This is a genomic window from Pseudoalteromonas sp. A757 (assembly GCF_004103285.1).
Taxonomy (GTDB): domain Bacteria; phylum Pseudomonadota; class Gammaproteobacteria; order Enterobacterales; family Alteromonadaceae; genus Pseudoalteromonas; species Pseudoalteromonas galatheae.
Map to the genome: position 1 here is coordinate 178329 of NZ_QNQN01000067.1, position 12865 is coordinate 191193.

Consider the following 12865-nt stretch of genomic DNA (forward strand, 5'->3'; position numbering starts at 1 on the left):
CAATCCGCTAATTGGCAGGTTTTAGCGTTTCGATTACCTGAGCATCAACCCAAAAAATATCAGCATTTCTTGGAGGTGTTGTACGATTAAAGAACAGATATTTGCCATCGGGCGTTACGCTCGCTGACGCCTCCCGCGCACTCGTGGTTACTTTGTCTCCCAAATTAATCGCTTCGCCCCAACTACCGTCTTTCAAACGAAAACTGATATAAAGATCTGAGTTGCCAAACCCTGAATCTCGAACCCCGTCCCATATAATGTAAGAATCATCGGGCGCGATAAATGGATGCGCATTATATAAGTCAGTGTTAATTTCAGGACCTAATTTAACCGGTCTTTGGCGTTGACCGTTTTTCACCTCAGAGATCCTAATAACATCGCCGCTTTTATTATCGTCAAACACATACGTACCACTCGAAGATGCACTTAACCGCATGATCCCCTAGCTTTCTTTATCAAACATAGGGCCTAGACTTTTGGCTTCAGACCAGCTCCCCTCTCGACGCGTCATAACATATTTACTCATATGCATGGTCACGCCATCTGGTGCTAATAATGGCCTGCCAACTCTTGGACCAACAACCGTATCATGCCACTGTTCTCCTCGCAGCTCGTACACAATTAAACTCCAACGGTTCACGTTCAGATCCTTTCGCGTAAAGTAAAAGTTTTCATATCGGGAGAGAAAAACGCATTGTGATCTCTGTGCTCTGTTTACACCGTGCCAAGCGCAAATACTTGAGGTGTGTCCCCAAGAGGTGTTTGACCAAGATAAGGACCTATTAAAGATACTTCTGCGTCTTGAGCGAGGCTCTTGCTGACCATTACTAAAGTTACGAATAGTATCAACCATTCAGACGTCAATAATTTGTTATCCATTTTTAGCTCCCTATTACTAACTAAACTTTTGAAATCAATTACAAAGGGTGCTCAAGCTAGCAGTTAGTGAGAGTGATGCCATGAAATTTGGATGAATTTTCGCTGATTTTAACGTTATACTTTTCTATCTTCTTCTTATAAGTTAATGTTTTTGTTTGTTTAAGCTAACATTACGGGTGTTATAGGCGCTATTCATGGAGTTCATATCAGTTTTAAACGTACCGCTATATTTTATTTATATGTTCACGTTGAGCATGTGATACTCATCTGATATCGGCGCGATTTTTGCAGTATTTTTATTGTAGAATAAACGTAATGCCATTAGCAGTTTTAACGTCAAAAGTTTAGCCCATGACCAAGATTCAAAGTGTAATCAACAAACAGTATCCAGAACACATTGCCGTGATCACTGAAAACGGCGAATCCTATACTTATCGAGCGCTGCTTGATGATGTTGCAAATGCAGCAAAACCCTTACAGCAAAAGGCTTTACTTTTTATCATCGGAAATAATGATTACCCTTGCCTTGTTCATTACCTCGCAGCAATAGAGGCAGAAGTCGTAGTACTGTTTTTAAGTGCAAATATGGCAGTAGAGCAGCTTGAAACGCTAGTGTGCACATACCAACCTAACTATGTTTTAACCAAAACAGAGAAAGCAGGTATTTTCTCTAAGTACACAGTTTTAAGCTCACAGGGTCAATATCAACTACTATGTAGCCCGTTAAATAAACCTCACACTTTACATCCCCAATTGGCATTTTTGGCTTCAACCTCAGGATCAACCGGCTCACCAAAACTCGTTAGATTTTCTAGACAAAACCTATTGAGTAACGCGCAAGCTATCAAAGAATATTTATCTATCACCCCATTAGAGCGCGCTATTGTACATTTGCCTATTAGCTATTCTTATGGATTATCTATTGTAAACAGCCATTTACTTGCAGGTGCCTCAATTTATCTTACAAATGAAACGATAATGGACAAGTCATTTTGGGAAAATATGACGACTCACGAAATTACCAGTTTCTCAGGAGTACCATTTCATTATGAATCACTACTGAGAATGAAGCTTGATACCATGAAATTGCCCCATCTTAAAACGATGACACAAGCAGGTGGTAAATTGGCAGAGCGATATTTGTCAAAGATACAAACATTGACGAACACAATGGGTATTAATTTTTGGGTGATGTACGGTCAAACAGAGGCTTCACCTAGGATATCTTATATGCGGCCTAGTGATTTGAATACGCACCTTGGCAGTATCGGTAAAGCAATTCCGAGAGGAAAACTATGGCTCCAGGATGAGAACGGTAACGATATCACAGAGTCAGGCGACATAGGCGAGCTCGTCTATGAGGGAGATAATGTATGCTTAGGTTACGCTGAAACTATTTTCGACTTATCTAAAGGTGATGAAAACCAAGGCATTTTGAAAACAGGCGATTTAGCAAGCTGCAAACAGGGCTATTTCTATATAGAGGGCCGTTTAAAGCGCTTTATCAAAGTGTTTGGAAATCGTATATCTCTGAGTCATGTTGAAGCAACGTTGCAAGAATTAGGGTATGAAAGTGTCGCCTTTGGCACTGATGATAAGCTAAATATTGCCATTGTAGATGGCGAAGAAATTGATCTACGAACACTTAAAAAAACGTTCGCTGAACTATTTTCCATTAATTATACGGCCATCAAAATTCAAACTGTTTCACACATTCCTAGATTAGAAAGTGGCAAGGTAGATTATCAATGTCTTATGAAGTAGATGAAGTAATATTATCTGATTGGCCACCATACGCATGGCCTAAGCAGCAAAAGCAATCTGTATTAATATCAAAGTTGGCTGAACTAGATCAAATTCATTTGTCTCAATGTCCGCCATTTGCAAAGCTTAAGCAGTCGATGCCTAATATTGACTTAAATAGCCACCCATTTAGTCCGTTTTTTCCTCTGCCAGTCAGACTATTTAAATCTCAAGAATTAAAAAGTGTACCACAAGAAAGTATTATTAAGACGATGATGTCTTCGGGAACCTCTGGACAATCCGTTTCCAAAATCTATCTCGATAAAAGAACATCAGCGCTGCAAGTAAAAATACTCTCTAAACTAGTTACTCACTTAATTGGTAAGCAGCGCCTTCCAATGCTAGTTATCGACTGTCCGTCTACCGTCAAAAATAGAACAAAGTTTTCGGCTCGTACTGCGGGTATCTTAGGGTTTTCAATGTATGGGCGAGACATCACTTACGCATTGAATGATGATATGACAATAAACTTTGATGCTCTCAACGCATTCATAGACAAATATCAAGGACAGAAAAAGTTTATCTTTGGCTTTACTTATATAGTTTGGCTTCATTTTGTTGAAGCCTTAGAGCAATTGAGCAAAAAAATTGATTTATCCGAAAGCATTTTGCTTCATGGTGGTGGCTGGAAGAAAATAGAAGCAAATAAGGTAACCAAGTCACATTTTAAGTCTAGATTAGCTAACGTTACTGCAATCCAGAGTGTACACAATTACTACGGTATGATTGAGCAAACAGGGTCTATCTTTATGGAGTGTAAACAGGGCCACTTCCACTGCTCATCATGGTCTGAAGTAATAATTAGAGATTTTAAAACATTACAACCAGTTAAAGATGGTAATTTGGGGCTTATTCAATTAATTTCTGCACTCCCTCATAGCTACCCTGGACACAGTATCTTAAGTGAAGATATCGGTGTAAAGCTTGGAGAAGATGACTGCCAGTGCGGCTGGAAAGGTACCTATTTTGATGTGCTGGGTAGAGTAAAACAAGCGGAAGTGAGAGGGTGCAGTGATACTTATTCCAAATAACATTCAAGCTCACTTTACAACCTTAGTTGGCTCATCATCTGATTTTCATATTCAGCCAACAAGGGCTTGGGAAGAGCAGACCATATCGTTTTTAAATACACTTTCAGCAAGGCTACGACGACATCCAGAGGCAAATACGCTGCCAGATCTAATGGCGCTCGCGTTTTGGCTAAGAAAGGCCAACCTTTTATCAATGAAAACAAGCCCCTACTCAAACAGGCTATCTGTAGGGCTAGGCTTAACCTTTCATATCTGCCCAGCAAACGTACCGATAAACTTTGCTTATTCACTCGCATTTGCGCTACTTGCAGGTAATAGCTGTGTTTTGCGCTTGTCATCTAAATCAAACCACAGCACAGATATTGCTTTACAAACTCTCTCGCAATTATTATTAGAATCTGAGTACCAACCAATCGCCCAACGAGTTTTTCTTATTCGCTATGAACATAATGATGATGTCACTGCATTTTGGCTCAGCCAAGCAGCAGGAAGAGTGATTTGGGGCGGTGATCATACCATTAATAAAATGCGCCAATTTGCCACGCCTCCTCGCTCTAGAGAAATAGCTTTTGCAGATCGCTACTCTCTATGTTTGCTTGATGCTACCTATATTAGCTGTTGTTCTGACGACCTTATCAATACCCACTGCCACCATTTTTATAATGATATATATCAGTTAGATCAGGCGGGTTGCTCATCACCTCAACTGTGTGTCTGGCTTGGTGATGACTCTTCGGTTATAGAAGCAAAAAGTCGACTTTGGCAATGCTTAGCTGACATTGCGGCAGATAAATACGCGATTGAAGACATTCAGGTACTAAATAAATTTGTGGATACTTGTAATGCAGCTATTGACCATGAAAATATCGCCAATATTGAAATTGCTTCACCTGAACTTACTCGGATTGAGGTAAAATCCATCAATATATCTCAACAAAGCTTCCGTGGTACGAGTGGATTAATCTACGAAACCAGAATTAAATCGATAGCGCAGCTTGCCCCGCTAATCAACGAGAAAGTGCAAACTTTGAGCTATTTAGGCGTTGAGAAAAGTACTATTGCTGAGTTTATATATAGCAATGGCTGTAGCGGAATTGATCGTATAGTCCCCATAGGTAACGCACTGAATATGCACAATTTATGGGATGGATACGATATAATAACGACATTATCCCGAATCGTAACTATCGACTAAGATATTTAAACAAGGCTCTGTAAAAAATGGAAAAATTCAGTTTAAACTGTGTTGAACTACAAGAGTATCAACCTAACCGCTACCCTTTTCTCATGATTGACCATGTTGAGGAAGTTATTCCCGGGAAATATGCCAAGGGCTATAAAAATCTAACCATGAATGAGTGGTACTTCCCTGTACACTTTCCTGATGGTCCAAATATGCCTGGCGCCTTGCAACTCGAAGCGTTAGCGCAAATGCTAACGGTCGCGATTACTACTCTTCCCGGCTTAAAGGGTAAAGTGACACATGCCTTGCAACACACCGTGCGCTATAAAAGAGAAGTAAAACCAGGTGAAAAGTTTGAAATTGAAACTGAAGTACTGTCTTGGAAAAGAGGTATTTGTAAAGGCAGGGGTGTGGCAAAGGTTAATGGCGAAATAGCCTGTGAGGCCGATATGATGATTACTATTCCGGAAATCCTCGAGCAATATCTGCCAAAAAAGAAAACTGAGTTATGACCGCTAAAGTAGATATTATTATTGTTGGATCTGGTGCAAGTGGAGCAGCCGCTGCTTGGCGTCTCAGCCAGGATAGCAACCTATCTATAGTTTGTATTGAACAAGGTCGCGAATCTAACCCAGCTCAATACCCTACGACCAAAGCGGATTGGGAGCGAGATAAGCAACGATCGGCGAGTTTTGACCCAAATGTTAGAGCTAACAAGGCTGATTACCCAATTGATAACAGTAATTCAGCTATATCTCTTGCCAATTTTAATGGCTTTGGTGGTAGTACCATCTTATATTCAGGGCACTTTCCGCGCTTTCACCCTTCTGACTTTGCCACATATAGGCTTGATAAGGTTGCAGAGGATTGGCCATTTGACTACCAGACGCTCACTCCTTACTTTAATCAAAATGAAGAGATGATGGGCGTTGCAGGGTTAGTTGGAGATACTGCATACCCTGAATATGAAAACTTATTGCCGCCGATCGCGATGGGGCCAGGTGCGAAAAAATTGGCTCAAGCTTTTAATCGGCTTGGCTGGCATTGGTGGCCATCATACAGTGCTATCAATACTAAAAATCACCAAAATCGACCTCCTTGCATAAATTTGGGCCCGTGTAATACCGGGTGTAGCCAAGGTGCCAAAGGCAGCGTTGATATTACTTACTGGCCGCAAGCAAAGTTACAAGGCGTTCAAGTAATGACTGAATGCCGTGTTTTTGATATTCCAGTTGATAAAGAACAAAAAGCGACAGGAGTAAAATATTATGACAAACATGGAAATGAGCAATTTTTAGCCGCCGCCCTTGTCATTCTCGCTTGTAGCGGGATAGGTACACCTAGATTACTACTAAATAGTAAATCCGAACTTTTCCCTAATGGGCTATTAAACAACTATGACCTTGTTGGTCGCAATTTGATGTTACATCCACTCGCATATGTCGAAGGTGTATTTGATGAACCTCTAGATACAAGCATCGGTCCACAGGGCTGTAGTATTTATTCTCAACAATTTTATGAAACGCAAGAAGATAGAGGCTTTAAACGCGGCTACACATTGCACGTATTAAGGGGCTCTTCAGCAGTAGATAGCGCGTGCTCCGGATACATAACGAGAAGAATACCTCTTGGAAAAAACCATCATCAGGCTTTTTCGCAATATTTTAACCATAATATGGGCATTGCCGTCATTTCTGAGGATTTACCAGATCCCGAAAACCGTATAGAGCTTGATTATTCGAAAACGGATAGTTTTGGTATGCCCGGTATCAAAGTGCACTATTCTCTACATGAAAATACAAAAAAAATGCTCGAGCATGGTATCGAACAAACTAAAAAGTTATTCGCCGAAGCCGGAGCGAAAATTTCAGCAGCTCATTATCCTGTGAAACATGCGGGTTGGCACCTAATGGGAACAACCAAAATGGGAGCAGATAAAACAAATTCAGTGGTCAATGAGCATGGGCAAGCACATGAGGTAAGCAACCTTTTCATCGTCGACAGCAGCGTTTTTATCACTTCAGGAGCTGTCAACCCAGTCGCTACCGCCCAAGCTTTAACTCTAAAGTTTTGTGACCACATCAGTAAAAATATAAAGAGTTGGGTAGTATAATGAGTTTATCGCAATTTCTAGATGTTATTTTACCCTCAGATACAAGCCTTAATATGCCCTCTGCGACGGATCTGCATATAGATAAGGCTGTAGCAAACCTTTTAGAACCACAGCAAATTGAAGAGTTTTTATTCATTTTGAATAATGTTGCACAAGAAAAGTTTTCGAACTCATTGTCCTGCCTTGATGAAAAAAGCTACTTACTTTGCATTGAAAAAGCTAAGCGAGTGGATGTTTATTTAGTCAATTATATCGTTCAACAATGTCTTACTGCCTACTACACTCACCCTAGCGTGTTAACCAAAATTGGTTCAGGCGCGGTGCCTCCTTTTCCTGACGGGAACTCTTTGGAATGTGATGACTGGCTGCTGCTTGAGGATGTGTACGAACGTGGGCCTATTTACAGGAAAGTCATATGATACCTTACATTGCAGGGCAACTTGCTAGAAATAAAGTTGCCGTTGTAACTGGCGCAAACAGGGGGATCGGCAAAGCGATTAGCGAGACCTTGTTGGCACATGGTTGCACGGTAATCGCTGCTGTCAGAGACATTGAAGCCGCAAAGGCAAGTTTGACACATCAAGATAATCTGCACTTTGTGAAATTAGATCTAAACCATGAAGATAGTGTCAAATCCTCGATAAAAGATATTAGAGCAATTTCTAAAACGGTCGATATATTGATAAATAATGCAGGAGTTGCAATGGGTGGATTGTTTCAAATGACTTCAATGCATGATGTTAAACAGCTATTTGAAGTGAATTTGTTCAATCAGTTATTGCTAACTCAGCAGATTTCAAGACTAATGCAGCGACAAAAACAAGGGTGTGTAATCAATATTCTTTCAAGTGCAACGCATCAAATTGATCGCGGTACACTAGCGTACGGTAGTGTCAAATCTGCATTTGAGCGTGCAAGTCTAAGTATGGCAGTAGAACTTGCAGATAGCGGTATTAGGGTGAATGCTATTGCGCCAGGTGTCACTAGCACCGATATGGCTGAAGAGATGGATGAACAAGCAAAAATAGACTTAGTCGCTAAAAGTTTACTGAAAAAGGCTGCGATACCTCAAGATATTGCAAATACAGCTTTGTTCTTATGTAGTGATTTAGCGACGCACATCACAGGCCAAGTGCTCAACGTTGATGGCGGTTTAATTTAAAGAGGAATGTAATGAGTTATCCAGAATTAACTGAGTTTGCACGTACCATGAGGCAAAAGATACTCGATATTAGCTACCACAGTGGCACATCTACTCATATTGGTGGTGCTCTGTCTATGACTGATGTCATGGCGGTACTCTACGGAAAAGTACTTAATTTTGACGCCCAAGATCCTCGCTGGCCAGAACGAGACCGTTTCATTTTAAGTAAGGGCCACGGTGTACTTGGATTTTATCCTGCACTGCTTGGCGCAGGCATCATTTCTCAAGAAGTTTTTGATACCTTTCAACAAAATGGCAGTGATCTAATCGCCCACCCCGTGATGAATCTTGATTTAGGGATTGAGTCCTCTAATGGTAGTTTGGGTCACGGCATATCAATGGCGGTCGGAATCGCTTTCGCGGCTAAAAAACAAGCAAAGCCTTTTCATACCTATACATTAGTTGGTGATGGTGAAACCAATGAAGGCTCCGTATGGGAAGCTGCAATGTTGGCATCCCACCTAAAACTGGACAACCTAACCGCTATCATAGACTACAACAAACAACAAAATGATGGCTTTGGAAAAGATGTACTTCACATCGACAATATGGCAGAACGATTTCGTGCTTTTGGCTGGCATGTTATTGAAGTTGACGGTCATGATATTGATGCCATTGTTGAAGCTTTTGAAGAAGATCCTCTAAATAAGCCTAAAGCCATCGTCGCTAATACGATTAAAGGAAAAGGTGTTTCTTTTATGGAGGGCGATAACTCATGGCATCACAATCGTCTAACTAAAACTAATTACGAAGCAGCTGTCGCTGCCCTCAATAATTCAAATAACGAAAGGAGCGACAATGGAAATAACGTCTAAAAGTGCACGTCAGTGGGCAAGACTCGGTCCGAGAGGGGTGTATGGTCAAGCTATTCTTGCCATAGCAGATAAGCACGATGACCTTATGGTAATGTCAGCTGATTTGGCAAGTTCATCTGGGTTAGAACGTTTTCGCACGACCTACCCAGATAAGTTTCTTAATGCTGGTATTGCAGAGCAAAACATGATTGGCGTAGCAGCAGGACTTGCAAAGGAGGGGTACAATGTTTTTGCCTCTTCCTTTTCACCCTTTATCGCCATGCGGGCAAGCGAACAAATTCGAATGAATTTGGGCTACATGGAGCTAAATGTTAAAGCTGTCGCAATCGGTGGTGGAATAAGCATGGGCTTTTTGGGGAACTCTCACTTCGGAATCGAAGATATGGCGGTCATGCGTGCTATCCCAAATTTAACCGTTGTATCCCCTGCAGACTGTGTCGAAGTCGTGAAGTTAGTAGAATCTGCTGCCAGTTTCAAAGGCCCCATGTATATACGCCTCACAGGCACAGCAAACTGTCCAATCGTCTACACAGATGATTATGAATTTGAAATAGGAAAATCAATTCTGCTTAGGGAAGGGGCTGATGTAACTCTTATCGCTTGTGGCTCAATGGTTTACCAGTCTTTGCAGGCCGCCGAATTACTCGCGGAGCAAGGAATATCGGCATCCGTCATTAACATGCATACTATCAAACCTTTGGATGAAGCTAGACTGCAAGAAATCATTGCGAAAGGCAGACCTATTATCACCGTCGAGGAACACTCTAAAATTGGAGGCCTTGGTAGCGCCATTGCTGAATATTTATCGCCTCTGGGCTGTGGTATTCGTCACCTTTCTGTTACCCTACCCGATGCATACATAAAAACAGGTGATTACGATTATATGCTTGGCGAGCAAGGGTTGGACGCAAAATCAATAGCTCAAAAAGCAGAAACATTTCTCACTAACTAATTGGATTAAAGATGCAATTTGAACATAATCATCATTCTGTCACTCAAGCGCTTGATAATATTGTATCAGCAGTACAATTGAGCTTTAATCAATGTCAAAGTGATGTATATTGGTTGTCAGTTGATTTTCGTATGCTGATTGCTGCAACAGGTGTAAAGCACACAGAAGCACACAAAGCGGCAATATATATTGTTGATTCATTGGTAGCACAACTCAAACCTAATGAGTCTTTACTTGTTTCGTCGTTTTACTTTAGTTTTCCTCACAGTAAAGCGTTTTCTCCCTACAAGAGTGAAGTACAAACCGGTGCTTTTGGTGCAATGTTGTTAGCCCAATATCCGCAACACAGAGTTCAACAACCATTTTATTCATTTTTAGTTTTTGGCCACGCCTACCCCTCCCTCACACAAAATTATATCGCTAAAAGCACTGGACCCGATTCCATTTTTGAGTGGGTGATAAAAAACAACACTCAGCTCACCTGTGTTGGGCATCACTATGTAAAATCACTCTCAAGCATTCACCATGCTGAGCATTGTGCCGATGTTGATTATCGCTACGTCAAAACATTTTCAGGTTCACTGCTCTTACACAACACCAAAGAGCAGCACATTGAAACTCAGTTTTATGTTCGAGACTTAGATACCTGTGACTTTTCTTCTTTAACCCATACTGGAGATAGAGCTTTTAGAGAAGCAGCAGTTATTGAATCCCAACTCTTATCCACACTAAAAAGACCTCTTCTCATTCACAGCATCAACCTACTCTGTGCACATGAAATGATGTTGCAAGATCTAAATAGTGGAAACAATCGATATGTTGATTACTTTGGACCGATGAAACAAGAGCATGAAGTGATCACCGGAAAGGTCGCAGATAAACTGTATACCAAAGAGTTAAACGCGCTAATTAATACCCAAAGCTGCTGATAATTAATGCCCTTTTACGACCAACAGTTAATTCAGGCTATTGGTCGTAAATCATTCAGCTGACTTAGGTACCGCCATTAAGTGTGGAGAAGCATAACTAAATGTGCCTACGCAAATTTTTGTGCCGTCACACAAAGCAATTACTTCGCCCTTACATATCCCCCTTCTCATAGAAAGTATGGTTGCTTCATAGCGCAACTCCGAGCAATTGGTCACCGTGACTGCCTTCATCAGTTTAACGTTAATATTGTTTACATAAGCCCGATGCTCTCCGTGCTCAAAAGAGTCGTAAATCAGTAGCACCAACGTTTGTAACATACCTTCGATTTGCAATGTGCCTGGCATGACTCCAGATTTTGGTAAATGACACTCAAAAAACCAATCATCAACTGAGATAGACTTTGTCGCAATAGCCGTTTTCCCTTTCTCAATCAACTCGTAATTATCGATCATTAAAAAAGGGGTGGTTATATCCAAAGCGGTAGATATTTGTTCCGCAGTTTTCATCATCATTTAGCCTCCATATCCACTACAACTCTGCCATATATATTCTGCTCCTTAAAGTTTTCAATAGCACAACTGACCCCTGCTAATTTCACTTTTTTGTAGACATCGCAAAGCGCAGAACTTCGCCAAATTGAGGCCAGTTTTATCAGTAGACTTTTTCTACTTTCGACCGAGGTTCCTTCCGCGTTGATACCTATTAGGCTAATCCCACGAAGAATAAAAGGTAATACATTTGTCTCAAAATGCGTCCCCGCAACAAGCCCTGTGCTCACAACAATGCCATTCTCTGATACCTGCTTTAAAATACAAGCGAGCACATCTCCACCAGCCACATCTATGACTGCCTGCCACCTTGAGGGCAATAAGTTTTGTGTCGTCTTCACATCTGACGCATTTAAATCAACAACAGCAGTGACCCCTAAATTCTCAAGGAAAACTTTACCATTTTCCCGAGTTACACTCACTTCAACGTCATAACCAAGATGCTTGAGAAGTAATACAGCGATACTGCCAAGACCACCGCTGGCTCCAGTTACCAGCACCTTACTAACTGACTTGTCGATACCATGCTTTTCGATTGCTTCAACGGCAAGTGCCGCTGTATACCCAGCGGTTCCATATACCATTACTTCCTCTAGGCACATATTTTCTGGCAATCGGATGAGCCATTCAGCGGGTACGCATATATACTCTGCAAGACCGCCCTGATAATGCATCCCCATTGGTGTGCAAAACACAGCTACTCTATCGCCTTTTTTAAAAAGAGCTGAATTTGATTGCTCAACTACCCCACTTGCATCAAGCCCCGGAGTATGAGGGAAGCGGCGAGTCACAGCAGGATTGCCCTGGCAGGATAAAATATCTTTATAATTTAAAGAGGAATAGTGCACTTTTACGAGTACTTCAGAACTAGGTAGATGTGTTACTGGCAAGCTTTTAACTCGATATGCAAATTCTCTTGGAGGTTTTTTTTCCACTACGAGTGCATTATAGTATTCTGTCATGGCAAGTGTGTTTTAATATATCAAGATACAGACATTCTTTTATAGATGCTATTGATAGTCAACGAATATTCTTTCACAATAATAGTCATTGCTCGTCGTCAAATAGGAACAATAAATGAGTAACTTAGAAAAGTACAATCAGGCCTTTATTACAGCTTTTGACATCACTGAAGCACAGCTCACCGATGACTTCGGCTATCAAGCAATTCCAGAGTGGGACTCAGTCGGTCACATGGGACTAGTTGCAGAATTAGAAGATGCATTTGATATCATGTTAGAAATGGAAGATATCATAGACTTTAGTTCATACGGCGAAGGGAAAAACATACTTAAAAAGTATGATGTTGAAGTTGTATAATAACTTGTACTAGTGTGATTACCAAGGGATACTGACGGTATAAGTACCAAGCGATTTTGACGTAATCACACTATCAATGTTGCCGAG

The 12865-nt window shown here is 41.1% G+C and carries 16 protein-coding genes; 11 read left to right on the forward strand and 5 right to left on the reverse strand.

The features are described 5' to 3' along the window. Positions 1 to 7: 7 nt before the first annotated feature. The 3 genes from DRB05_RS22955 to DRB05_RS22965 all read right to left on the reverse strand — a co-directional run bounded on the left by DRB05_RS22955 (position 8) and on the right by DRB05_RS22965 (position 879). Positions 8 to 436: a hypothetical protein gene (locus DRB05_RS22955; RefSeq protein ID WP_235956564.1), complete on the reverse strand. Its 429-nt coding sequence runs from the start codon at positions 434 to 436 to the stop codon at positions 8 to 10. Between the two features lie 6 nt (positions 437 to 442). Further along, complete coding sequence (locus DRB05_RS22960) at positions 443 to 640, reverse strand: hypothetical protein (RefSeq protein WP_235956565.1); 198 nt, start codon at positions 638 to 640, stop codon at positions 443 to 445. Positions 641 to 714: 74 nt separating this feature from the next. Then, positions 715 to 879, reverse strand: a complete 165-nt coding sequence (locus DRB05_RS22965; protein WP_235956566.1) for a hypothetical protein — start codon at positions 877 to 879, stop codon at positions 715 to 717. A gap of 351 nt (positions 880 to 1230) precedes the next feature. Here DRB05_RS22965 and DRB05_RS10880 point away from each other — a divergent pair, with 351 nt between their 5' ends. From DRB05_RS10880 to DRB05_RS10925, 10 genes are read left to right on the forward strand one after another with little or no spacing between them, the layout of a single operon-like run. Further along, positions 1231 to 2643: an AMP-binding protein gene (locus DRB05_RS10880; protein ID WP_128726956.1), complete on the forward strand. Its 1413-nt coding sequence runs from the start codon at positions 1231 to 1233 to the stop codon at positions 2641 to 2643. Beyond that, complete coding sequence (locus tag DRB05_RS10885) at positions 2628 to 3713, forward strand: acyl-protein synthetase (protein WP_128726957.1); 1086 nt, start codon at positions 2628 to 2630, stop codon at positions 3711 to 3713. The genes DRB05_RS10880 and DRB05_RS10885 overlap by 16 nt, the downstream gene beginning before the upstream one ends. Next, positions 3694 to 4908 (forward strand): acyl-CoA reductase, encoded by a 1215-nt coding sequence (locus DRB05_RS10890; protein WP_128726958.1) that lies wholly within the window; start codon positions 3694 to 3696, stop codon positions 4906 to 4908. The genes DRB05_RS10885 and DRB05_RS10890 overlap by 20 nt, the downstream gene beginning before the upstream one ends. 26 nt (positions 4909 to 4934) lie before the next feature. Continuing rightward, positions 4935 to 5408, forward strand: a complete 474-nt coding sequence (fabZ, locus tag DRB05_RS10895; protein ID WP_039496798.1) for a 3-hydroxyacyl-ACP dehydratase FabZ — start codon at positions 4935 to 4937, stop codon at positions 5406 to 5408. Beyond that, positions 5405 to 7009: a GMC family oxidoreductase gene (locus DRB05_RS10900; RefSeq protein WP_128726959.1), complete on the forward strand. Its 1605-nt coding sequence runs from the start codon at positions 5405 to 5407 to the stop codon at positions 7007 to 7009. The genes fabZ and DRB05_RS10900 overlap by 4 nt, the downstream gene beginning before the upstream one ends. Beyond that, the gene (locus tag DRB05_RS10905; protein WP_128726960.1) at positions 7009 to 7428 is read left to right on the forward strand and encodes a hypothetical protein; all 420 of its coding nucleotides are present in this window, start codon (positions 7009 to 7011) and stop codon (positions 7426 to 7428) included. Before DRB05_RS10900 ends, DRB05_RS10905 begins: the two co-directional genes overlap by 1 nt. Continuing rightward, entirely contained in the window at positions 7425 to 8171 is a 747-nt protein-coding gene (locus tag DRB05_RS10910) for an SDR family oxidoreductase (protein ID WP_128726961.1), read from the forward strand. The genes DRB05_RS10905 and DRB05_RS10910 overlap by 4 nt, the downstream gene beginning before the upstream one ends. Before the next feature lie 11 nt (positions 8172 to 8182). Then, positions 8183 to 9028, forward strand: a complete 846-nt coding sequence (locus DRB05_RS10915; RefSeq protein ID WP_128726962.1) for a transketolase — start codon at positions 8183 to 8185, stop codon at positions 9026 to 9028. After that, positions 9012 to 9980: a transketolase C-terminal domain-containing protein gene (locus DRB05_RS10920; protein WP_128726963.1), complete on the forward strand. Its 969-nt coding sequence runs from the start codon at positions 9012 to 9014 to the stop codon at positions 9978 to 9980. Before DRB05_RS10915 ends, DRB05_RS10920 begins: the two co-directional genes overlap by 17 nt. A gap of 11 nt (positions 9981 to 9991) precedes the next feature. Then, a complete protein-coding gene (locus tag DRB05_RS10925; RefSeq protein WP_128726964.1) occupies positions 9992 to 10909 on the forward strand; it encodes an AAC(3) family N-acetyltransferase in 918 nt (305 codons plus the stop codon). Between the two features lie 51 nt (positions 10910 to 10960). Here DRB05_RS10925 and DRB05_RS10930 read toward each other — a convergent pair whose 3' ends face one another. Next, complete coding sequence (locus DRB05_RS10930) at positions 10961 to 11422, reverse strand: FabA/FabZ family ACP-dehydratase (protein WP_128726965.1); 462 nt, start codon at positions 11420 to 11422, stop codon at positions 10961 to 10963. Beyond that, positions 11419 to 12420, reverse strand: a complete 1002-nt coding sequence (locus DRB05_RS10935) for a YhdH/YhfP family quinone oxidoreductase (protein ID WP_128726966.1) — start codon at positions 12418 to 12420, stop codon at positions 11419 to 11421. Before DRB05_RS10935 ends, DRB05_RS10930 begins: the two co-directional genes overlap by 4 nt. A 115-nt stretch (positions 12421 to 12535) precedes the next feature. On the opposite strand from DRB05_RS10935, the gene DRB05_RS10940 reads away from it, so the two are divergent. Continuing rightward, complete coding sequence (locus DRB05_RS10940) at positions 12536 to 12778, forward strand: acyl carrier protein (RefSeq protein WP_039496786.1); 243 nt, start codon at positions 12536 to 12538, stop codon at positions 12776 to 12778. Positions 12779 to 12865 lie beyond the last annotated feature (87 nt).

What these genes read in the sequence shown, in the direction of transcription:
- fabZ (WP_039496798.1), top strand. Translation starts at nt 4,935, where the DNA reads ATGGAAAAATTCAGTTTAAACTGTGTTGAACTACAAGAGTATCAACCT.
- DRB05_RS10920 (WP_128726963.1), top strand. Translation starts at nt 9,012, where the DNA reads ATGGAAATAACGTCTAAAAGTGCACGTCAGTGGGCAAGACTCGGTCCG.
- DRB05_RS10925 (WP_128726964.1), top strand. Translation starts at nt 9,992, where the DNA reads ATGCAATTTGAACATAATCATCATTCTGTCACTCAAGCGCTTGATAAT.
- DRB05_RS10880 (WP_128726956.1), top strand. Translation starts at nt 1,231, where the DNA reads ATGACCAAGATTCAAAGTGTAATCAACAAACAGTATCCAGAACACATT.
- DRB05_RS10900 (WP_128726959.1), top strand. Translation starts at nt 5,405, where the DNA reads ATGACCGCTAAAGTAGATATTATTATTGTTGGATCTGGTGCAAGTGGA.
- DRB05_RS22965 (WP_235956566.1), bottom strand. Translation starts at nt 879, where the DNA reads ATGGATAACAAATTATTGACGTCTGAATGGTTGATACTATTCGTAACT.
- DRB05_RS10910 (WP_128726961.1), top strand. Translation starts at nt 7,425, where the DNA reads ATGATACCTTACATTGCAGGGCAACTTGCTAGAAATAAAGTTGCCGTT.
- DRB05_RS10915 (WP_128726962.1), top strand. Translation starts at nt 8,183, where the DNA reads ATGAGTTATCCAGAATTAACTGAGTTTGCACGTACCATGAGGCAAAAG.
- DRB05_RS10930 (WP_128726965.1), bottom strand. Translation starts at nt 11,422, where the DNA reads ATGATGATGAAAACTGCGGAACAAATATCTACCGCTTTGGATATAACC.
- DRB05_RS10885 (WP_128726957.1), top strand. Translation starts at nt 2,628, where the DNA reads ATGTCTTATGAAGTAGATGAAGTAATATTATCTGATTGGCCACCATAC.
- DRB05_RS10935 (WP_128726966.1), bottom strand. Translation starts at nt 12,420, where the DNA reads ATGACAGAATACTATAATGCACTCGTAGTGGAAAAAAAACCTCCAAGA.
- DRB05_RS10940 (WP_039496786.1), top strand. Translation starts at nt 12,536, where the DNA reads ATGAGTAACTTAGAAAAGTACAATCAGGCCTTTATTACAGCTTTTGAC.
- DRB05_RS22955 (WP_235956564.1), bottom strand. Translation starts at nt 436, where the DNA reads ATGCGGTTAAGTGCATCTTCGAGTGGTACGTATGTGTTTGACGATAAT.
- DRB05_RS10905 (WP_128726960.1), top strand. Translation starts at nt 7,009, where the DNA reads ATGAGTTTATCGCAATTTCTAGATGTTATTTTACCCTCAGATACAAGC.